The organism is Psychrobacter sp. UBA3480 (assembly GCF_002377945.1).
Classification (GTDB): Bacteria; Pseudomonadota; Gammaproteobacteria; order Pseudomonadales; family Moraxellaceae; genus Psychrobacter.
Map to the genome: position 1 here is coordinate 383,338 of NZ_DFQV01000033.1, position 21,239 is coordinate 404,576.

The 21,239-nt window shown below is 42.7% G+C and carries 16 protein-coding genes; 9 read left to right on the top strand and 7 right to left on the bottom strand.

Annotated elements, in window-relative coordinates:
- Positions 1 to 269 precede the first annotated feature (269 nt).
- From speB to B2863_RS14570, 6 genes are all read left to right on the top strand, one after another.
- Entirely contained in the window at positions 270 to 1,238 is a 969-nt protein-coding gene (speB, locus tag B2863_RS14545) for an agmatinase (RefSeq protein ID WP_057760617.1), read from the top strand.
- A gap of 149 nt (positions 1,239 to 1,387) precedes the next feature.
- Complete coding sequence (locus B2863_RS14550; protein ID WP_296211792.1) at positions 1,388 to 3,109, top strand: 5-guanidino-2-oxopentanoate decarboxylase; 1,722 nt, start codon at positions 1,388 to 1,390, stop codon at positions 3,107 to 3,109.
- Between the two features lie 105 nt (positions 3,110 to 3,214).
- The gene (gene dld, locus B2863_RS14555; protein WP_296211794.1) at positions 3,215 to 5,041 is read left to right on the top strand and encodes a D-lactate dehydrogenase; all 1,827 of its coding nucleotides are present in this window, start codon (positions 3,215 to 3,217) and stop codon (positions 5,039 to 5,041) included.
- Positions 5,022 to 6,428 carry a YjiH family protein gene (locus tag B2863_RS14560; RefSeq protein ID WP_290178997.1) on the top strand — a complete coding sequence of 469 codons (1,407 nt, stop codon included), beginning with the start codon at positions 5,022 to 5,024 and terminating at the stop codon, positions 6,426 to 6,428. The genes dld and B2863_RS14560 overlap by 20 nt, the downstream gene beginning before the upstream one ends.
- Positions 6,429 to 6,583: 155 nt before the next feature.
- A complete protein-coding gene (locus B2863_RS14565; RefSeq protein ID WP_296211797.1) occupies positions 6,584 to 8,110 on the top strand; it encodes an aldehyde dehydrogenase family protein in 1,527 nt (508 codons plus the stop codon).
- A 246-nt stretch (positions 8,111 to 8,356) separates the two neighbouring features.
- The gene (locus tag B2863_RS14570) at positions 8,357 to 8,968 is read left to right on the top strand and encodes a TetR/AcrR family transcriptional regulator (protein WP_057760610.1); all 612 of its coding nucleotides are present in this window, start codon (positions 8,357 to 8,359) and stop codon (positions 8,966 to 8,968) included.
- A gap of 42 nt (positions 8,969 to 9,010) precedes the next feature.
- Here B2863_RS14570 and B2863_RS14575 read toward each other — a convergent pair whose 3' ends face one another.
- The 7 genes from B2863_RS14575 to B2863_RS14605 all read right to left on the bottom strand — a co-directional run bounded on the left by B2863_RS14575 (position 9,011) and on the right by B2863_RS14605 (position 17,517).
- Complete coding sequence (locus B2863_RS14575) at positions 9,011 to 9,637, bottom strand: CDP-alcohol phosphatidyltransferase family protein (RefSeq protein WP_296211799.1); 627 nt, start codon at positions 9,635 to 9,637, stop codon at positions 9,011 to 9,013.
- A gap of 80 nt (positions 9,638 to 9,717) precedes the next feature.
- Positions 9,718 to 10,350 carry an ATP-binding cassette domain-containing protein gene (locus B2863_RS14580; RefSeq protein WP_296211801.1) on the bottom strand — a complete coding sequence of 211 codons (633 nt, stop codon included), beginning with the start codon at positions 10,348 to 10,350 and terminating at the stop codon, positions 9,718 to 9,720.
- Between the two features lie 115 nt (positions 10,351 to 10,465).
- Entirely contained in the window at positions 10,466 to 12,229 is a 1,764-nt protein-coding gene (locus B2863_RS14585) for an ABC transporter permease (protein WP_296211803.1), read from the bottom strand.
- Positions 12,226 to 13,524 carry an ABC transporter substrate-binding protein gene (locus B2863_RS14590; RefSeq protein WP_296211805.1) on the bottom strand — a complete coding sequence of 433 codons (1,299 nt, stop codon included), beginning with the start codon at positions 13,522 to 13,524 and terminating at the stop codon, positions 12,226 to 12,228. The genes B2863_RS14585 and B2863_RS14590 overlap by 4 nt, the downstream gene beginning before the upstream one ends.
- A gap of 196 nt (positions 13,525 to 13,720) precedes the next feature.
- Positions 13,721 to 15,769 carry an FAD-dependent oxidoreductase gene (locus B2863_RS14595; RefSeq protein ID WP_296211808.1) on the bottom strand — a complete coding sequence of 683 codons (2,049 nt, stop codon included), beginning with the start codon at positions 15,767 to 15,769 and terminating at the stop codon, positions 13,721 to 13,723.
- Between the two features lie 348 nt (positions 15,770 to 16,117).
- Positions 16,118 to 16,522 (bottom strand): hypothetical protein, encoded by a 405-nt coding sequence (locus tag B2863_RS14600; protein ID WP_102078490.1) that lies wholly within the window; start codon positions 16,520 to 16,522, stop codon positions 16,118 to 16,120.
- A gap of 461 nt (positions 16,523 to 16,983) precedes the next feature.
- A complete protein-coding gene (locus B2863_RS14605; protein ID WP_296211810.1) occupies positions 16,984 to 17,517 on the bottom strand; it encodes a DUF2058 domain-containing protein in 534 nt (177 codons plus the stop codon).
- 362 nt (positions 17,518 to 17,879) lie between these two features.
- Here B2863_RS14605 and B2863_RS14610 point away from each other — a divergent pair, with 362 nt between their 5' ends.
- The 3 genes from B2863_RS14610 to B2863_RS14620 all read left to right on the top strand — a co-directional run.
- Positions 17,880 to 18,743, top strand: a complete 864-nt coding sequence (locus tag B2863_RS14610) for a universal stress protein (RefSeq protein ID WP_296211812.1) — start codon at positions 17,880 to 17,882, stop codon at positions 18,741 to 18,743.
- Positions 18,744 to 18,835: 92 nt separating this feature from the next.
- Entirely contained in the window at positions 18,836 to 19,519 is a 684-nt protein-coding gene (locus B2863_RS14615) for a cupin domain-containing protein (protein WP_296211814.1), read from the top strand.
- Positions 19,520 to 20,784: 1,265 nt separating this feature from the next.
- On the top strand, positions 20,785 to 21,239 hold a 455-nt coding region (locus tag B2863_RS14620), incomplete at its 3' end, for a hypothetical protein (RefSeq protein ID WP_296211815.1).

Here is a 21,239-nt window from a genome sequence, read left to right on the forward strand (position 1 = left end):
TAATTTTCATCAACCTTACTTTTGTATGTGTATTCGTACTATCCATTAAGGAATAAAAAGTAAAAGCTAATTTTATCAAGGTTTTAAGATTACCTAACAAAATATTCTGCTTGTCAAAACTTCTGATAATAATATGTAAATTTCGTTTACTACGAAAAAATAGAAGTTTGCTTCTGAATTTTACCATGGTTCATGCTCTTATATTTATGTATTGTCAATGGCATGTAGCAAATTGTGTACTTAAACCAAATAGAACAAGGAAGTAACTTATGACATTCAATCAACCATTAAGCGGCAATGATATGCCAAGATTTGGCGGTTTCGCTTCCATGATGCGTCTGCCAACTCAAGCCGATGCTGAAGGGTTAGATGTGGCGTTCGTTGGCGTACCTTTAGACATTGGTGCATCCAACCGTAGCGGTGCAAGATTGGGTCCTAGACAGATTCGTGATGAGTCAAGAATGATTCGTCCCTACAATGTGGCCACTCGCGCTGCACCTTTTGAGTCATTACAAGTCGCTGACATCGGCGATGTGCCTATCAATACATTCAACCTGCTAAAAAGCGTTGATATCATCGAAAAATTCTATACCGATAAAATCGTCAAACACGGTGCGATCCCTTTAACATTAGGCGGCGACCATACCATTGCACTGCCTATCTTGCGCGCACTTGCCAAAAAACACGGCCCTGTCGGTATGGTGCACATCGATGCCCATGCTGATATCAATGATGATATGTTTGGCGAAAAAATCGCTCACGGTACGCCATTCCGCCGCGCTGTCGAAGAAAACCTCATCGATGGCAATCGTGTGGTACAGATTGGTCTACGTGGTACAGGCTACAGCGCTGAAGAGTTTGACTGGTCAACTGAGCAAGGATTCCGTGTGGTACCTGCTGAAGAGTGCTGGTATAAGTCGCTAACACCGCTCATGGCTGAAGTACGCGAAAAGCTAGGCGATGGTCCTGTCTATTTGAGCTTCGATATCGACGGTATTGATCCTGCGTTTGCCCCAGGTACGGGTACTGCTGAAATCGGTGGTCTGACCTCTACTCAAGGTATCGAAATCATACGCGGTATGCGCGGCCTAGATGTAGTGGGCGGAGATTTGGTTGAAGTATCACCACCGTATGATCCATTTGGTAATACCTCGGTATTGGCAGCGAACTTATTGTTCGAGATGCTATGCATCCTGCCGGGCGTACGCTATGACGACAAGGTTAAGGCGGTTTACTAATTACCATCAATGATTACCTCTATAATGAGCAACCTTTGCAGCCAGTAATTAGTGACTAATAATCGGTATGAAAGAAAAAATACAAAGGTTGTTTTGAGGTATTGATAATTATCTGAATATTCAGCGAAATTTTTTAGGATGACTGACCCATGACCCAATTGACGCAAACGCCTTCTTCTTTGTCTGACACATTATCATTGACCTGTGGTGAGCTATTGGTGCAGTGGCTAGAGTATTATGGTGTAGAGACCGTTTTTGGTATCCCTGGTGTGCACACGGTAGAGCTGTATCGCGGTCTACCTAATACCAATATTCGTCATGTGACACCGCGTCATGAACAAGGTGCTGGGTTTATGGCGGATGGCTACTACCGTGCCTCTGGCAAGATTGGCGTGTGCTTTATCATCACTGGCCCTGGTATGACCAATATTATGACGGCGATGGCGCAGGCATTGGCTGATTCGATACCGATGCTAGTGATCTCTAGTGTCAATAAAGTCAAAGACACGGGTAGTGGCGAAGGGCATTTACATGAGCTTCACGATCAGCAAGGCATGATTAGTAAAGTAGCATTGACGAGTAAGACTATTTGGCAACCTGAATCGTTACCAAAAGTCATTGCAGAAGCTTTTGCCTTATTTAATGGTGCACGTCCTGGCCCTGTACATATTCAGCTTCCTATCGATGTCATCACCGCTGATGCCAGTCATGTTGCTAAGCCGCCTAGTTTAAATGCTGTAGCAAATAGCGAAGCTAGTACAAATAATTTGAGCCTACCGCAGGTCACAAGACCATTGCCGAATCCTACGCAATTAGACCTGATCGTACAGTCATTAAAAACCGCGAAAAACCCTGTAATACTTTATGGGGGCGGCTGCGTCGATGTCGATCAAGATGCACAACGATTGGCAGAGCTGATAGATGCACCAACGTTTTTGACGATTAATGCCAAAGGTTTGCTGCCACCTGGCCATCCATTAAGTTTGGGTAGCAACCAGTCATTAGACGCAGGCCGAGCCGTGATTACAGAAGCAGACTGGGTATTAGCGATTGGTACTGAGCTTGGTGAGACTGACTATGATGTGTTCTTTAATGGTGGGTTCAAAATCAACGGCACGCTGGTCCGTATCGACTGTGATGCACAGCAATTGCAGCGTCCATTTAGAGCAGATATCGCGGTACTGTCCGACGCACAAATGGCGATTAGTGGTTTATGCAGCCGCTTAGAGGGTCAGACATTTGACCATCAAGCACTGTCACGCGTCAATGAGGCAAAGCAGGCCATCTTAAAGGACGTAACGACAGATTTTGCGGGTCAAAATGCATTACTAAAGCTGATTAGAGATGAAGTAGAAGACGTTATTTTCGTTGGTGATTCAACGCAGCCTGTCTACAGTGGCAACCTTGGTCTTGAAGCCTTAGCGACGCGTAAATGGTTTAATTCTTCGACGGGATTCGGCACGTTAGGCTATGGTTTGCCTGCTGCTATCGGGGCCATGGTTGGCTCAAATTTACCTGTCATCAGTCTAATGGGTGATGGCGGCATTCAATTTACAATTGCCGAGCTTATCTGCGCAGCCGAGCTTGAGCTACCATTGATCGTTTTGCTATGGAACAACCAAGGCTACGGTGAGATACGTCGTTATATGGAAGAGGGCGGCCTACCATTGATTGGCGTCAATATCAAAACGCCAAACTTTGAGCCATTAGCAGCAGGATTTGGCGCTGGCTATCGCAGAATTACTGATAAGCAGCAATTGCTAGACGCATTAGAAACAGACACTAAGGGTAAACAACCAATCATTTATGAGATTGATGAAGCAGACGACTTTCTAAAGGAAATGGCTGAGACAGTGACTTATTTTAGTTAATAGTAATACCGGCGCTAATGCCACGGATAATCACGAAACTGATAGTCACAGTTCTAAAAAACGACAAAAAAATGACAAACGCTGGTTACGCAAGGAAGCACGTTCATGACGCCCAATGCTAGAGAAATGTCAGAAAATAGACATGAGCAAATGCCGCGTTTGTTAACGGAGCTTGCTGCTGTCGTTGGTATGACCAATGTATTGACAAAACCTAGCCAACAGCAGTCTTATGTGCAAGGTGCGATTGAGGCTGTCACAGATGCGACCATCGCAGTTGTGATACCGCACTCTCTTGTGGCACTATGGCGCGTCATTAATATCTGTGCAGCCGCTGACGTGATTATCATTGCTCAAGCGGCCAATACAGGCCTAACAGGTGGTTCAACTCCGAATGGAGATTATGATCGACTACTAGTCGTAATCTCTATGCAGTTATTGGGCGGTGTGCATTTATTTAATGATGCAGCAGAGCTGGTTGCTTTGCCAGCCGCTACTTTGCAGCAATTAGAGTCGACCCTTGCGCCATTAGGGCGTGAGCCGCATTCAGTACTGGGCTCTAGTTGTGTGGGTGCATCAGTGATAGGCGGCATCTGCAACAGCTCGGGCGGGATGTTGGTGCAGCGTGGACCTGCTTACACTGAGATGGCGTTATTTGCCAGACGCAATACCTCAGGAGCGTTTGAGTTAATCAATCATCTGGGACTGGATTTGGGGTCGCAGCCAGAGGAAATGCTAGAGAACTTGCAAGCTGGTACGTTTAATAAGGTCTCAAATAGTACGAGTAACAGTAAAGCCTGTACCAACCATCATTATCAATACAAAGTCCGTGATTGTGAGGCAGAGACACCTGCTCGATTTAACAATGATCCCAACGGTCTGTATGAAGCATCTGGCTCAGCTGGCAAGGTCATTGTATTTGCGGTGAGGGTAGCGACATTTGCCAAGCCTAAAAACGAGCAAACGTTTTATATCTCGACTAACGACGCTGATACCTTGACCACACTTAGAAAACAATGGTTAAAAAGCGAGTTAAAATTACCTGTGTTGGCTGAGTATATGCACAAAGACTATAACGACATTACCATGCGTTATGGTCGAGACACTTGTCTGAGCATGCGTAAGCTTCCTGCTAGCAAGATAGGATCGCTGTATCGACTGCAAGCAAAGATTGGCTACTATCTGGATAAGTGGCATCTTCCAAAGACGCTGCCAGATCGGATATTACAGATGACATCTAGGTTTATGCCGCCGTCATTACCAGCCACTTTGAGTACGCAAGCGCTCTCATATAAATACCATTTGATTATAAAAGTCGCAGATGGTTCTGATAACGACTTTGATAATGGCATTAATAAAGATTCTAATAAAAACGACGGCAATAATATCGTCGCTGCGCAGGCATTTTTGCAAAATCATCTACAGCAGTATCAAGGTGCGCTGCATGTATGTACAGAGCTTGAATCACAATTGTTACTGGTATTTCGCAGTGCCGCGACCGCTGCCATGTTTCGTTATCATAATTTAAATCAAGACAAATTTGGCGAGCTGCTATCGACCGACATTGCCTTACCTAGAAATGCCGTAGATTGGGACGAGACTCTACCTGAATATTTGCAAGAACAAGTCAGCAAAACTTTTTATTTGGGGCATTTTTTCTGTTATGTCATGCACCAAGACTATTTGTTAAAACCTAAGACCAATGCCAAGCAATTCAAGGATGAGCTGCTGGTATTTTATGACCAACGTCATATTGAGTATCCTGCTGAGCACAATGTGGGGCATGTGTATCCTGCTAAAACTGAGCTACATTATTTTTATAAAAAACTGGATCCAACCAATTCGCTTAACCCAGGTATTGGTCAGACAGAGAAATGGAAAAACTGGCAATCATCGCCCATCAAGGAGAAGTTAAATGACGAGTTATATGGATAAGTCGCAGCAGCCGATTTTAGGGAATAATACGGTCGATCCAGAAACGCCAAAAGCAGGACAGTGGCGTGCAGCAATGTGGAAGTTTTTGTTGTTTTCAGCATTGGGTATTGCGTTATTTATCATACCGTTTGAGTGGGATGGTAAAGTCACGATATTATTGGGTGTGTTGACCGATACATTACAATCCGCCTTAGGTGGTTTGGTGACCTATATCACGATGGCGCTCGTGACGATATCCTTTTTTGGTGCGCTAGCCGTCAAAGTATTGAAGCCAAATCTAAATGAAGGTTCGCTCGCTAAAAAACTCTTTGATATTGAGTGGTTTTGGCTTGCTATCCGGTTTTTAGGAATGGCATTTGTTTGGATGATTTTTCTACAAGTCGGCCCTGAGTTTATTATCAATCGGAATACGGGCGGTGTCATTTTTGAGGATTTGATACCTGTCTTGATTCCATTGTTCTTCTTTGCCATTTTATCGCTGCCATTTTTGACTGATTTCGGCTTGATGGAGTTTTTGGGTACTTTAGCCAGTAAAGTATTTATCAAGCTTTTCAAACTGCCTGGTCGTTCTGCTGTCGATGCGATGTCTTCTTGGTTTGGTGCAGCGTCTATCGGCCTGCTAGTCACTATGCAAGAGTATGACAAAAGCTTCTACAGCCAGCGTGAAGCTGCCATTATCGCGACCACATTTTCAGTCACTTCTATCGCCTTTACCTATGTGGTTGCCAAAACCATCGGCGTGGATAATAACTTCGTCTTCTTTTATCTGACCATTGCGCTAACTGGTTTTATCGCTGCGATTATCATGCCACGTATACCGCCATTGTCACTCAAGCCTGATACGTATCACTCGGGCAAAAGTATGCTAGATGAAGGCATCCCTGCTGAATATACAACGTACCAGTGGGCGGTCAATCGTGCCGTCACTCGCGCGCATTCTATGCCTAGCTTAGGTAAAGTGTTCAAACGAAGCGTACACAATCTGTTTGATATCTATTTGGGATTGATTCCAGTAACGTTCGCTATCGGTACGATTGGTCTTGGTTTAGCAGAGTACACGCCTGTCTTTAATTGGATTGCGACACCGTTAGTGCCAGTACTTGAATGGTTACAGATTCCAGAAGCGGCCAAAGCTGGCCCGGCCATGATTATGGGCTTTGCAGATATGTACTTGCCAGCATTGGTCGGTAAAAGCATTGAAAGTGAGATGACACGTTTCATCGTTGGTGCTGCTTCAATTACTCAGATTATCTACATGTCTGAAGTGGGTGCGCTGATTTTGAAGTCAAACATTAAGCTAAATGTATTAGAGCTATTTTTAATCTTTATCCTTCGTACGCTTATCAGCTTGGTAGTAATTACGTCTGTGGCGCATCTACTGTATTAGAGGCGTGTCTAGTATTCACAAGGCATCTAGCCTGACGATAATATACAAATGGTCGGTTTTTCTGTAGTCAGTTAAACCGACCATTTAGCCAATGACGTTACGGACGTTACGCACATAAAGACAATTTGATCAAAAATATAAGGCGATTAACCATTATGGAAATGCTGAACTCTACAGATTTAACCAGAGAAACTGCCATACAAACGGCTCAAAACGAAGTTGTATTAAATGCCGCTTATATCAATGGTGATTGGGTTACGATTGAAGCACTCGCGACTGACGGTGATAATGCAAGCTTTGATAATACAAATAACCATGCGTTGTATGATCCAAATTCAGGCGAGGTGATTGCAACGACACGCTTATGCACCAGTTCCCATGTAGAGCAAGCAGTCGAAGCAGCTGATGAAGCCTTTGCTAGCTGGTCACAGATTAGTGTAAGTGAGCGTGCCCGCTATCTAAATGCGATTGCGGAGTCTATGGAACAGCAATTCGATAAGTTGGTTGGACTATCTGTATTAAACAACGGCAAGCCAATTGAGGAAGCAAAGATAGACGTAGGGGACGCTATTGCCTGCTATCGCTACTATGCCAATCTCATCACAGAGCAGGCAACATGGTCTAAAGTATCAACGCTTGAATCGGGTATTCGTTTGTTAAAGACATACTCGCCAGTAGGTATTTGTGCGCTGATTACCCCTTGGAATTTCCCAATGGTGACGACCTCTTGGAAGTTGGCACCTGCGCTAGCGGCAGGTTGTACTGTGCTATTAAAACCGTCTGAGGTGACATTATTACCAGAGCTTATGCTAGGTAATATCTTATCTGAGATTGGCTTGCCAAAAGGGGTGGTTAATATTTTACCGGGTGCTGCTGAAGTGGGCACTGCTATGACCAGTCATTCGCTGATTGACAAAGTATCGTTTACTGGTAGCAATGTTGTCGGCGAAAAGGTCATGATCCAAGCAGCAAAAGGTATCAAAGACATTAGCCTAGAGTTGGGTGGCAAGTCTGCTATTGTGGTCTGCGCAGATGCTGATATTAATTACGCTTGTGATTTAATCATTGGCGGCATATTTTCCAATGCAGGTCAGATATGCTCGGCCACTTCGCGATTGGTTGTCCATCAAGACATCGCTGAACAGCTTTTTGAGACGTTAAAAATAAAAACGGAAAGTTTGCAAATGGGTGATGGTTTTGCGACAGAGACGCAAATGGGCCCATTGGTGAGCGAGCAGCAGCTGAATCAAGTTAAAAAATTCTTTGATATTGCGACAGCTGAAAATCTGGACTGTTTAACCGGCGGTGAGCTATTAGAAGCATCTGGCTATTTTGTAAAGCCAACTGTCTATACGAATGTGCCAACGACCAGTCAGTTATGGATGGAGGAAGTGTTTGGGCCTGTATTAGTCAGTACAACCTTTACTAACGATGCAGAGGCTATTCGCCTAGCCAATGATAGCAAGTTTGCTCTAGCAGCAACCATCGTGAGCGCCGATGAGACTGCTGCGCTTGAGATGACGCTACAAATCAAAGCCGGGCATATCTGGATTAACGAGCAACAAATCGTACTACCAGAAGCGGGTTGGGGCGGGTTTAAGCAAAGCGGTATTGGCCGTGAGTTGGGCGGCGATGGTTTGTCTGCTTATCAGAAAAGCAAACATGTATTACTGACCGATTAATTGGATTTTTAACTAGATTATAGCCACTATAGAGTGGCTATTTCCTAGCTATCAGCATGACTGTTGAATTATTGTGAAATGATTGTTGATAGCTAAGTCGCGCCCTAGCATTACGTTTGTTTACCAGACCGTTTCTTATATTAACTTTACTGTCGCACCCATTCAGGATAAAATTGAGCAATCATTCAAGTTTTATAGCCGTGCCCATTTTTATATGAGGTCACGGCTTTTTAAATGGGGCACATTATGTCACGCACCGCACTTTACAACCGTCATGATGCCTTGGAGCGTGCGCTACAGCTTTTTTGGCAAAAGGGCTTTCATGCCACGTCTCTAAAAGACATCGAGCAAGCGCTCGATATGCGCCCAGGCAGTATCTATGCCGCTTTTGGTAATAAAGAGGGACTGTTTCAAGAAGCACTAGAATACTATGCGCGTCTAGGATTGACTGAGCTTGAGCGAGTGTTGAGCCATCATGAAACGCCTTTATTGGGACTGGCCGCTTATATACGTCAGCTTGGCGGGATTCGTGACAAAGCATTACCGAGCCGAGCCTGTATGTTGGTCAAAAGCTTACTAGAGCTAGGTGCGCGTGAGCAAACAGCGTTAACCAAGGTAGAAATGCTGCTGGCAGGTATGGAGACGCGTTTTATAGAATGCTTTAAGGAAGCGCAGAATGTCGGTGAGATGGATAGTGAGCTTGATCCAGTTAGGCTTGGTCGCCGCTTACAAGCAGAAGTTATGGGGCTGCGTGCCTTTGCACAGCGTGACATAGAGAGCTCGACGGTACACGCCCTTGCTGAAGATATGGCCTTATCTATAGAAGCACTGCGACTAGATGATTCAGTAAATGCTTAGAGGTTCATTGCTAGGTTTCAATATAGTGTATATCTCAGGCGCTTACTTGGTAGATTCGAGCTGCTTGAGGGTATGATACCCACCATGTATACGAGTGAAAATAGTAATAGCGCAGGCGGTAGCAAAGATACCAGCAAGTAGCACAAAATGCTGAGGCCAAATACAGAGAGCGATAAAAAGAGCAATGGTCTCGGTACCTTCAGTAAGACCATTAAGATAATAAAAGCTTTTATACTTAAACTGAGGCTTGTCTAATTGAAACTTTTCTGCAGAAATCGCAAAGGCCAAAAAGCTCGAACCTGTACCGATAAATGCCGCCAGTAGTAATGCACCTGCAATAGCGTTTTGCGCAGGATTGGCCAAGATAAACCCGAGTGGTACAGCTGCATAAAACAGAAAGTCGAGGGTAATATCGAGATAACCGCCTGCACTTGAGCTTTGCTGTGCATAGCGTGCCATCGCACCATCTAGCCCATCAAAGATACGATTCAATATAATCACTGCCAGTGCGCCATACCATAGCTCAAACGCGAGTAGTGGTAATGCCAACATACCAACCAAAAACCCAGCTACCGTAAGCTGATCAGCCGTGATGCCGAGCTTATGCAATGTCGCTACTATTGGGGTTAGCAACGGCTTGATGACGGGCGTAATAAATTTGTCTAGCATGCGAGCTGCCTTTTATATTTTGCTTGTTTTGATATTTTGATTGGGTATTTAGCGTTGATATTTGACTCTGATATCTAAAATTATCGTCCTACATAAATAACTTTGCCATTGGCTGCTTCAGCGTCACTTTGGTCGTGCGTGACCATAATAGCAGGCAACTTATGAGTACGAATCTGATCGAATACCAATTGTCGCGTATCCATTCTCAATTGAGTATCAAGTTTGCTAAACGGCTCATCAAGTAGTATCGCTTTGGGCTCACTCAGCAGCGTGCGCAGTAGGGCGACACGTGCTTGTTGACCACCTGATAGATTATCAGGATGACGATCTCCCATCCCCTCTAAACCCACTTGCGCTAAAGACTGCGCTATTTTTTTAACTCGCTGTTTTTTGTTTCCTTTTGGCATGGCAAAAGCAATGTTGCCTGCGACGGATAGATGCGAAAATAGCAGTGCGTCTTGATACAGCACACCAATACGGCGCAAATGCGCAGGCAGGTGCGTCACGTTCTCATCGTTTAACCAAACAGTACCCGTCGCGGAAAAATCGCTAGCCAAAGTGCCTGTTAGCCAGTTTAGTAAGCTGGACTTGCCACTACCAGAAGGGCCCATCACGGTTAGGATATCGCCACCAGCGATGTGCTCATTGATACTCAATAGCTGCTCGTTTTGACGGAACAGCTGTAAGTCTTTTATCTGTAGAGATGATGGCATCAGGAACCCTTTATTTACGTTTTTCACGACTAATTATTTTAATATTCAGTATTTTTAGCAGCTAGTTTTTTCATAACGGCTATTTTCACAACTGTACTTATTCATGGTCAGCCTGCTACCGTGCGCCACTTCTAAAGAAGTATTTGGGTAGCATCCAAGCCACTATAAAACCGATGAGCGGTAGCGCCATTTGCATGATGGCATAGACAGCACTGGTACGCCTACTGGCACCATTCGCCAGTGTCACCGCTTCAGTCGTGATAGTGGCAATACGTCCGCCACCCGCCAATAGAGTTGGCAAATACTGACCAAAGCTAATCGCTAGACCAAGAGCAATGGCAATCAAAATAGGAGCAAATAACTGCGGCAGTTTTATCTGGAAAAAGACCTTGATAGGGGCAGCACCAAGGCTAGCGGCCACATGAGCAAAACGTGAGTCTAGGCGTCGATAACTACTGGCCAACGATAAAAACACGTACGGTAGCACGAATAAAAGATGGGCAAACGCCACATTAAAAAATTCTGATTGATGATTGGCCAACTGCTGTAACCATACCAAGCCAAATAAAAACGCAACACTTGGCACCAAGAGCGGTAAGTAAATAATAAAACTGGTGAAGTGTGACAGTGGTTTAGCACTCAGTTGCTCAGCTTCCAAGCATAGCAACGTCAGAAAAACAGCAAAGGCAGTACTAACGGCACCAATGCTAAGCGTATTGACCAATGGCGTGCTCATTTGGGTAAAAGCACTTTGAAAATGTAGTAGCACGAATTGCTCTGGCAGCATCGCCGGAAACCGCCAAAATCCTGCAAAGGCCCATAATACAAGCCCAGAGAGTGACAGTAGCATAAAACCAATCACGCCTACGGTAAGTATGGCGGTGACTTTTTGCCAAATAGCATCTGCATAATGTCGTTTGCCATTGACTGACGAAACACTAAATATTGCCTTGATAGTTTTTTCGCCGCCCAGCCAAAAGCCGACTAAACCTGCTGTCAATACGAGTTGTAATAATGCGCCTGCTGATGCCTTGATACGCAATGTCAGGTCAACATCGTTAAACCATTGTATGATAGAGACGGCAAGCGTTGGCGGTGTGTTAGGGCCCAATATCAACGGCATCTCGACACTCGCGCTGGCATAGGCCAATACGGCCAAAATCGGTAAACGTAGAAAAGGATATAACAGGGGCAAGACCGCCTTAAAAAAGGCAGTAATTGGGTAATAACCTAAATTAAGCGCAACGGTATATTGTTGACGCAGTTTTTTGCCAAGCTCAGGCTGAGCAAGCGCGCCTAAAGCCATTAATAATAAAAACGGCAGCTCTTTTAAGGTTAAGCCTAAGATGATACTGATACCGTATGGATCATGTGGAAACATACCATCGGGTGCCATCTCCCAACCAGTTAGCCACGGGGAGATGAGCCGTGCAAACATACCTGACGGCGCAATCAAAAATCCAACGGCAATGGCTGCAGCTGCATGAGGAATGACCAAGATGGGGCTTAGTAAGTGCTCAATACGCTGCAACCAAACACTGTTAAAAAACGCGGCCAATATCATCAGGGCAATGACAAAAGCAAGTAAGGTGCTGATAAGTCCTGTAGCAAGACTTAACGCAGCCATTTGCGTGATCCCAGGCGTTTGCCACAGGTCTATAAACCCTTGCAGGTTCAAGGTTGTTTTTTCTAGGGCAGGAAGCCAGCTCAGAGCAGGCAACAGTACACAGATGAGGCCACAGAGTACCGGTAATATTAATATAAGAATTAAGAGTTTGGGGCTAAAAGACACGATACGCGTAAACAGATCTTTTTTCTCAAGCGTAATAGGTCTAGGGCTATCACCTTTTTTCGTTATTTTGTCAAAACCTTGGCTCATGGACTCACCCCATAACGTGCTTGCCAGCCTTGCTGGATGGCCTCTACCCAACTTGGATGCGGCTCGCTTACCGTGCGTTTGACACTGTCAAAGGGCAGGGCGCTTGGATGGGGCTGCTTGGTTTTGAATAATGCTTGTTGTGCAGGGCTAAGCGTAGATTGGACCAGTACGCTTTTATCACCCCATACCGAGGGGGTTTGTTTTTTTGCTTGGGCTTCTGGACTCATTAAAAAGTTGGCTACTAATTGTGCCGCCTGAGGATGGCTAGCATTATAAGGAATGGCAACAAAATGAGTATTGCTTAAGCTGCCGTCACTCATCGCATAGCTGCGAATGCTCTGGGGTAAGTCATATCGCTGCACGGCCGCAGGAACTTCTGGTGCCGAAAAGGTAAACGCGAGACTCAGCTCAGTATCATCGACCAAGCGCCGCATCTGCGCACCTGTCTGCACGAACTGCTCGCCATTACGCCATAAGGTTGGATGAAAGCCATCTAAAAACGCCCACAGCGGATCTAATACGAGCGCGGTGTTTTCTTCAGTGGCAGGCAAGTTGAGCTGTGCGCTAGTGTTTTTACCCGTTTGAGCGTCTTGTTGCTGATGCAGCATGACTAAGACGTATTTTAAGAAACTCATACCCAAAAAATCAGGTGGCTTTGGGTAGCTAAAGCGGCCAGGGTTTTGTGCTGTCCAAGTGGTCAGTTCAGTTAGCGTTGTTGGCGGTTTACTGGTCGATAAGCTGTCATAATAAAACGTCAGAGAGGCTTGTCCCCATGGTGCTTCCATACCGTTGGTCGGCACACCAAAGTCAAAGTTTACGGTTGGATTATTGTCCGGATCAGTCAACGCAAAATTGGGCAGCTTGTTTGCCCATTGCTTGAGTAGTAATGAGCTCTCACTCATGGTGGCAAAGTTAGCACCATTAATCCAGATGAGATCCACACTGCCTTGATCGTCATTATGAGCAGATTTTTCTGCCAGTACACGACTGACTGCTTCGCTGGTATCGCTCAATTTGACATGGACTAAGTTGATATTATATTTATCATCGACTTGATCGGCGACCCATTGTAGATAGGCGTTAATTTGCGGATCACCGCCCCATGCATAAAAGTAAACATCTTGGTTGCTGCCTTGGGCTTCTATCTGCTGCCAAGGTGACAAGTCTTGGTTAATATTGGCAGTAGTTGGCGATGCTGTGCTTGCTGATATACCAATACAAATGCTCATCACCATAGCGTAGGTGCTATATCGCGTAAGACGTTTGAGCATCGGTAAAGCGGTAATAACGCGCATTCAAGTTTCCGTTATGATTTAAATGTTAGTAAAGCTGGTAAAGATTTCATAGTCTGCCATGTCAAACCAAACAGATATCACAAAATCTAAACCAGCTTTATTGGAGTCTTTTAGAACTTTCCTACCAGTCGCGTCATTTAATGACATTAATCAGCAAACTGCTCTTAATTCGCTGCTATTAACTAACCGTCATTAATTAACCGCGACGCCAAGTATGGTATTTTTCTAGCCAACTCAATACGGTCTCAGGCGCATGAGCACGTTTCCACTCACCAGCGGCGTATTTGTTACCTTCTGCCCAAGTAGGGTAGCTATGAATGGTGCCCAATATTTTATTGAGACCCAGACCATGTTTCATTGCTAATACAAACTCAGCGATTAGGTCGCCTGCATGTTCAGACACTACCGTAACGCCCAATATTTTGTCTTTACCTTTTGGCGTGATGACTTTGATAAAACCTTTAGCGGCACCATCTGTAATGGCACGATCCAGCTCTTCAAACTCAAAACGAGTAATCTCGTAATCGATACCTTTATCAATGGCTTCTTGCTCGTTGATACCGACACGAGCGACTTCTGGGTCGATAAACGTAACCCAAGGAATGACGCGATAATCTACTTTAAACTTTTTAAAATTACCAAATAAGCCATTCACTGCGGCGTACCAACCCTGATGGGCAGCGACATGAGTAAACTGGTATGGACCAACGATATCGCCTGCAGCAAAAATATTAGGATATAACGTCTCTAAGTATTCGTTGGTCACGATAGTACGATTGGTTTCGATACCTAGTGCCTCTAAACCATAACCTTCGAGGCGTGCGCTACGACCAACGGCACAAAGAAGCTCATCATACTCGATATCGATTTCTGTTTCATTGTGTTTGACGATAATGTATTTTTTGCCATCACGCATCTCGCAGCGCATCGCTTGATGCGAGGTCAAAATATTGACACCGCTTTCAGTGAGCGATTTGTGAGCAAAGGTAGACACTTCAAGGTCTTCTTTACCCATAATGCGATCGCTCATCTCAATTTGCGTCACGTTGGAGCCTAAACGGGCAAAGCTTTGCGCAAGCTCGCTACCGATTGGACCACCGCCTAGCACTACTAGCTTTTTCGGGGCTTCTTCTAGCTCAGCAAACTTAGTCCATAGCGTGTCACTGGTTACGTAGCCTGTTTCTTCTATACCTGGTAGAGGCGGTACAAATGGGCGAGCGCCAGTGGCAATGACAATGGTACGCGCCGTTAGGGTCTGCATGCCGCCGTCATTTAGCTGGATTTCTACTGTCCACGGGTCAACTAATTTAGCATAGCCTTTGACCACATCGACGCCCAGATTGGTATAACGCTCAACACTATCGTGCGGTGCGATATCAGCCACTACTTGCTGTACGCGTGCCATCACTTTTTTGAATGAAAACTGCGGTACAGTGTTCTCTAACCCGTAGTTTTCACCATGGCGAATCTGATCAGTGATTTTTGCGCTCTTAATGATGGCTTTACTAGGTACACAGCCATAATTGAGACAATCACCGCCCATTTCACCTGCTTCAATCAGTGTGACTTTTGCCTTTACTGCTGCGGCAATGTAGCTTGTGACCAATCCACCAGCGCCTGCGCCAATCACAATCATATTGCGATCGAACTTTTTAGGTTTGGTATGGCCTTTATAAACACGGCGTTTTTTAAACATGTTCAACACTCCTTTTGCTATTAATGGGAAGAAACCTAATAAAGCAAACGAGACAATTAAGTTGAAAGATAAAATACCCGATAAGCTGTCTATCTGTGCCAGCTGTGTCCCTGCATTGACGAAGACAAATGTCCCAGCCAGCATGCCGATTTGACTGACCCAGTAGTAAGTCCATGTTTTGATAGAGGTTACACCCATCAATAGGTTAATCAAGAAGAATGGAAATATGGGTACCAGACGTAAGGTAAATAAATAAAATCCGCCTTCTTTTTCGACGCCTGCATCAATAGCTGCCAACCGCTCAGGAAAGCGCTGTTTGATGGTATCACGCAGTAGATATCGCGATGCCAAGAAGGCAATGGTAGCACCAATACTCGATGCAAATGAAGCAACGAGTAAGCCCTGAACCAAACCAAATAGCGCACCAGCGGCTAGCGTCAAAATCGCAGCGCCTGGTAAGGAGAGGGCAGTAACAACGACATATAGTAAGAAAAACCCACCGATAATCAATAGCGGTGACTGCGCTTTGTATTCATTAAATTGCGCCATCGACCCTTTTAAGCCATCAAGCGTCAATAATTGATTTAGGTCAAAATAAAAAAAGCTTGCCGCTAATATCAATATTAATAGTATTAAAAATATTCTTTTAATCATGGAAAATCCGGCCAAATAAGGGAGCGAAGGCTAAAACCGTAGTTATTGCTCAAACAGTAGAACACTCATCATCTGAATAACTAAACTTAAGTAACTATATTTAAGTAACGTGGTGATCAAATCGAATTGTCTGAATCGCCTAACTACGATAAAAAATTTAAGTCGGCAGTCTTAATAGTATATAAATTATGTCTTGCTGTCTGATATTTATACTACTTAAGCAATAAGCACTGCCGCTGACATTTATACTGGAGACGTATTTTTACCCAATGTTAGGGTGTCATAGTCTCTCATTAGGAAGAGCGCCAAACAGGCTGCCAGCATCGGCCATGCCGCAAAGAACAATAAGTTATCAAAAGGCGTTAGATAAAGACCAAAAGATGCAAAAGTAGAGGCGGCGTGTAGTAATAAAATGATGCCGTAGGTCCACTTTTTGAATAGACCCATGACAAATGAGAAAATAAGAATGATTTGTAAGCTACCAATCAGATAAACAATAGTGATGCCTAGGTTTTCTAAAGCGTAGAATTTAGCGAACACATTGGCGGCATGCTCAGGATTTACGAATTTGTCGAGTGTCCAGAAGAAAAATACGATGAAAACACCAAGGCGAAGAAACAATAGTGAGAGTGGTAAATGTTTTGGCATGGATTATCTCTTTTTGAGAAAAAGTAAAAGTAAAAGTGAATTGGAACAAATTAAGCAAATAAAACGGGCACGATGGCACCGAACTATCAAGTAACAAACATAGGTAAAATATGAACAATATTGAGTGATTACTCAAAAATAAACAAAGTATTACCACAAAATGTACTAAAAACGCATTGTAGTAGTTATTGAATAACTGTTCAAGTTGATTATATCCATATTCTGGCAATTATAGCGATAGGTTACTTTCTTTAACCAAACCAGCAATGTTAGGTTAAAGAAGCCTGATTTATGTACGTTTGATTGAGCCTATCGACACATTTGACGTCTATTTTGTGCTATAAAGATTTGCATAACCCGTATAAACGCAAAAAGCCCTTTATAGAACATAAATTCTATAAAGGGCTTTTGAGGGAATGCTTATAACACTATAGTAAAGCCAACAGCAGTAGAATAATGCCTTACCACATCAAGTCATCTGGAATAACATAAGCGGCATACGGATCGTCTTCTGCCAGTGTTTCTTCAGCAGTGTCGTTTGACACAACCATAAAGCCTTCCATTTTTGTATCAATACGATCGGCTAATGGGCGAGGTAGTAGTGCGTAGCTCTCTTCCAAACGTGCAATGACTACGTGACCGGCCACGATTTGATCGTACAGTTTCTGAGTGATAGCAATTTTCTTTACCTTGGACTCATCGACAAACTGATAGCTAACCTCACCTTCTGTCTCAGTAATCTGATGCTGCTTAATCATTTGGACAATATTGGCCTTTAATGCTTTCTCTTCCAATACGCGCTGTTTTTCTTGATTAAGCTTTTGATCCTTTTCTAGCTTTTGAGCTTGCGCCTCTGCCAACGCTTTTTTTGTTTCGACGCTTTCTGAGTCACCAGTGCGCTTGGCATGTTGCGTTTGCTTGCTGATCTTCTTGGCCTTTTTGCTATCAACCAAGCCAGCCTTCAATAATTGAGCCTGTAGGGCATTTTTTGCCATAATCCAATCACCTAAATAACGATACCGAAATCATAAATGCTAAAAAATACATTGTAGCAAACTTTGCTAGCGCATGTGGTCAGACGATGATAAGACTTTATATATAGCTAGATATCAGTCTGCGGTGAGCCATGCACGATGTTGTCAGTAACAAATTGCAATTATTGCAAAAGGGTCGCACACATCGCTGGATGAAGCCGTGTAAATTGGTTATTATCAAATGAAGAGGTAAATTTACTTGATAAGATAATTTTTAAAAAATAACTATTATAAGGTAAATGAAACATACCCTAGTCGAAGAGCATAGCTTGGTTAGATCTAACAAGCTGTATAGGATTAAATAATTAATTTAAGGACAGATTATGACAACATCACAGCACATTTTGGCCTGTATTGACGGCTCGGCAGTGACTGAATCGGTTTGTGACTATGCAGCATGGTATGCCAGTAAACTAAACGTACCTGTTGGATTATTGCATGTCAGTGACATACCAGCATCGACCAGACGAGATTTATCAGGTGCTATAGGCATAAACAGCCGTCAGTTTTTATTAGAAGAGTTGTCCCAGTTGGATGAGCAAAGAGCAAAAGTCGTCAACAGCTATAGTAATGCGTTGGTACAAGATGCCAAAAGCCACATTCAAAGCAGTTTCGCTGATGTCAATGTTCGCGTTTATCAACGCCACGGCAAACTGCTTCCTAGCATTGAGCACTTCAAAGAAGAAAATCGTGCGATTGTGATGGGACGACGCGGAGAAGATCATAAGAACAGTCGGATCAATATTGGTAGTCAGATCGAGACAGTCGCTCGTGGGTCAGATATTCCTATATTGATTTGCTCAGAGAAATTTGAAGAGCCAAGCTCCTATATGATTGCCTTTGATGGTAGCAAGACCTCTATTAAAGCGGCACGAATGGTGTCAAAAAGTCCACTATTAAAAGGTCTAAAAGGCCATATCGTGATGGTATGCAATCATAACGATGCCGCCAAGCAAAGTATGAGCGCCGCCGCTGCACAGTTAGAAGATGCAGGGTTTGTCGTTGAAGCACATCACTTATCTGCTTCTGATGCGGTGGACGGATTGCTAAAATTTCAGGTAGAGAACAATGTCGATATTATGGTGGTGGGTGCGTACGGACATTCGAAATGGCAACAACTGTTTCTTGGGAGTACAACGACAGAAATTATCGCTAGTACGTTATCACCGATCATTCTAGTGCGGTAATAACGTCATATATTTGTGTTTATCGTCTAGGGCGTGTCCGTGATTTTATATTGTGGGTACGCCCTAATCATTTAATACCTTTGGAATACTTTATGCTAATTAATGCAGATTTTTCACAACGCGCTTCACTGGCCCCTGAAGCACATCAATGGATTAAGTCACCACAAAATGGTGTGGAGCGTGTCATGCTTGATCGTGTGGGGGCGGAGAAGGCTCGTGCTACCAGTTTTGTGCGTTACGCACCAAACTCTTACTTTCCGCATCATATGCATCCAGGCGGCGAAGAGATTTTGGTATTATCAGGCACTTTTTCTGCAGATGACACTCATTATCCAGCAGGTTGGTATCTACGTAATCCACCGTCTTCAGGTCATCGGCCTTATAGTGACGAAGGTGCTGTCATTTTCGTCAAGTTACGGCAAATGTCGTCTGACGAAACGCAGCACGTGGCTATCGACACTTATAATGATGCTAATTGGCAGCAACAAGCTAACCGTACTGTCTGCCCGCTTTTTTCTGATGGGGTAGAGCACGTTAATCTACAGCGTATCGATGCAGGCGAATTGCTATTCACTGAGACAGTTCATGGCGGTGCAGAAATATTAGTTGTAGCAGGTAAGCTAATAGAGGGTGGACAGGTATATCAGCAGGATAGTTGGATACGCCTACCGATAGATACAAGCGTACAAATAAAAGCAGGGGTAGAGGGCGCAACCATATACTTAAAAACTGGCCATCTTAATCATGTCATTGGTTTAGACATTGAAGAAACTTAAATAGCACTTATTAATTGTATAGACAAAATATAAAAATAATTTGGTACTTCTAATTTTTAATTATGACGTACCAAATTATCACTTCATAAAATCAATATATCATAAGCAATACTTTTTTTTGTGTGAACTTCATCGAAAAAAGATACCGAGTATCATCTTTTCTTATCTGCCTTCGAAAAATTCTAACCTTTCAAATAGCTTTTTCTGAAAAATTAGCCTAAGCAATTAAATAGAATGCCTTTGCACAGCACTTTTAGATAATATTGTCTTTTTACCATCAAAATTCTATTCATTTTTATAGTAAATGAGAATTAATATTATTATATTACTCATTTATGCCTTGTTTCTATCCTAAAATATTAACAATTACTTAAAAGAAGTAACTTTAAAATAGGCTTTGATACATATCTATTAGATTGATATTAAAGATAAATATATTAATATTTACATACTACCTATCAAAAAATAAACTAATGATAAGGTTATAAATAGAAAACATTTTTATAAAATTGTTGGATGTAAACGAAGTCGGTTATAAATCTTGGAAGGAAGTAGTTATCAACTACATTGTTTCATTTATCTAAAATATTAAATATAATTCTATAATTAAATATTAATTATAGAATTAGTACAGGTTTTTCAACTAATAATATAAACAGAGTATAGGCAAAGGCTTTATTTCCTATAGTGTTAGCATCTTGCTTCCATACCAATCGTTTATATTTAAAAATATGAATATATTCACATTTGTATAAAGATAAACCTAATGATTTATAGTTTTATAAAGTTAGTATTAATATTAGGTCAAGAAAGTATACTTATTGTAAGTATTTAATAGATGGGGGTAAATAATTAATACTAGATTTACTAATTGACCGTAAGTGTTTGTTCGTAAATGAATTTTAGTTATATTTTTTTAAGATGGTCAATTTAGTAATAATTTAACTTATGCATAGTTTTTAAAAACTGACTATATAGCTAGCTTTGTAAATGAATTATAAGAAATAACAGGGAAAGAGTTATATTACAGTTAAATAAACTATTATAAATGTATTTATCTAAATTTTTTAGAGAAAAATCGATTAAGAGAAATTTTTTAATGTTGATCTATAAAGCTATTCGTATTTTATCGAACAGCTATGTTTATATTTGGTCCAAATTAGTCAATCAAGGATGGTTTTATGAATACTATAATTGTGAAAGTTAATAATAAAGTTGAGACAATCGCTGAGCATACAGTGGTCTTATAAAATGAAACGCCTACAGTGATTAAAGCTGTTAATAGAACTAATTACGAGCTGCTTGATACAACCGTTAATCGTGCACCAAATAATGTTGTTACTAAAAGAGTAGATAAAAATCTTCATATTTCTTTTGAAAATGATGGACAGGTTCCAGACCTAATTATTGAGGGGTTTTATGATAGTGCAGATAGTGCATTAATAGGTATGGCTGAAGATGGTAACTATTACTACTATCTTCCCAATACAGGCGAAGTGACAGACTATGTCACTGAATTACAAATAGGTGAAGCACAAAGTCAATCATTAGGGGGAGATTCACAAATAAGTCCTTGGTGGGTTGGGGCCACAGAAGCTGAAGGTTTTGCAGCTCTACCATGGTTGTTGGGTCTAGCAGGTGTTGGTATTGCAGGTGCTGCTTTCTCAAGCAGTGGTGATGATAGTGATGCCGATGCCGACGCCGATGCTGATGCCGATGC

What these genes read in the sequence shown, in the direction of transcription:
- B2863_RS14605 (WP_296211810.1), bottom strand. Translation starts at nt 17,517, where the DNA reads ATGGCAAAAAATGCCCTACAGGCTCAATTATTGAAGGCTGGCTTGGTT.
- B2863_RS14570 (WP_057760610.1), top strand. Translation starts at nt 8,357, where the DNA reads ATGTCACGCACCGCACTTTACAACCGTCATGATGCCTTGGAGCGTGCG.
- B2863_RS14585 (WP_296211803.1), bottom strand. Translation starts at nt 12,229, where the DNA reads ATGAGCCAAGGTTTTGACAAAATAACGAAAAAAGGTGATAGCCCTAGA.
- B2863_RS14590 (WP_296211805.1), bottom strand. Translation starts at nt 13,524, where the DNA reads ATGCGCGTTATTACCGCTTTACCGATGCTCAAACGTCTTACGCGATAT.
- B2863_RS14565 (WP_296211797.1), top strand. Translation starts at nt 6,584, where the DNA reads ATGGAAATGCTGAACTCTACAGATTTAACCAGAGAAACTGCCATACAA.
- B2863_RS14610 (WP_296211812.1), top strand. Translation starts at nt 17,880, where the DNA reads ATGACAACATCACAGCACATTTTGGCCTGTATTGACGGCTCGGCAGTG.
- B2863_RS14580 (WP_296211801.1), bottom strand. Translation starts at nt 10,350, where the DNA reads ATGCCATCATCTCTACAGATAAAAGACTTACAGCTGTTCCGTCAAAAC.
- B2863_RS14600 (WP_102078490.1), bottom strand. Translation starts at nt 16,522, where the DNA reads ATGCCAAAACATTTACCACTCTCACTATTGTTTCTTCGCCTTGGTGTT.
- B2863_RS14615 (WP_296211814.1), top strand. Translation starts at nt 18,836, where the DNA reads ATGCTAATTAATGCAGATTTTTCACAACGCGCTTCACTGGCCCCTGAA.
- dld (WP_296211794.1), top strand. Translation starts at nt 3,215, where the DNA reads ATGACGCCCAATGCTAGAGAAATGTCAGAAAATAGACATGAGCAAATG.
- speB (WP_057760617.1), top strand. Translation starts at nt 270, where the DNA reads ATGACATTCAATCAACCATTAAGCGGCAATGATATGCCAAGATTTGGC.
- B2863_RS14595 (WP_296211808.1), bottom strand. Translation starts at nt 15,769, where the DNA reads ATGGCGCAATTTAATGAATACAAAGCGCAGTCACCGCTATTGATTATC.
- B2863_RS14560 (WP_290178997.1), top strand. Translation starts at nt 5,022, where the DNA reads ATGACGAGTTATATGGATAAGTCGCAGCAGCCGATTTTAGGGAATAAT.
- B2863_RS14575 (WP_296211799.1), bottom strand. Translation starts at nt 9,637, where the DNA reads ATGCTAGACAAATTTATTACGCCCGTCATCAAGCCGTTGCTAACCCCA.
- B2863_RS14550 (WP_296211792.1), top strand. Translation starts at nt 1,388, where the DNA reads ATGACCCAATTGACGCAAACGCCTTCTTCTTTGTCTGACACATTATCA.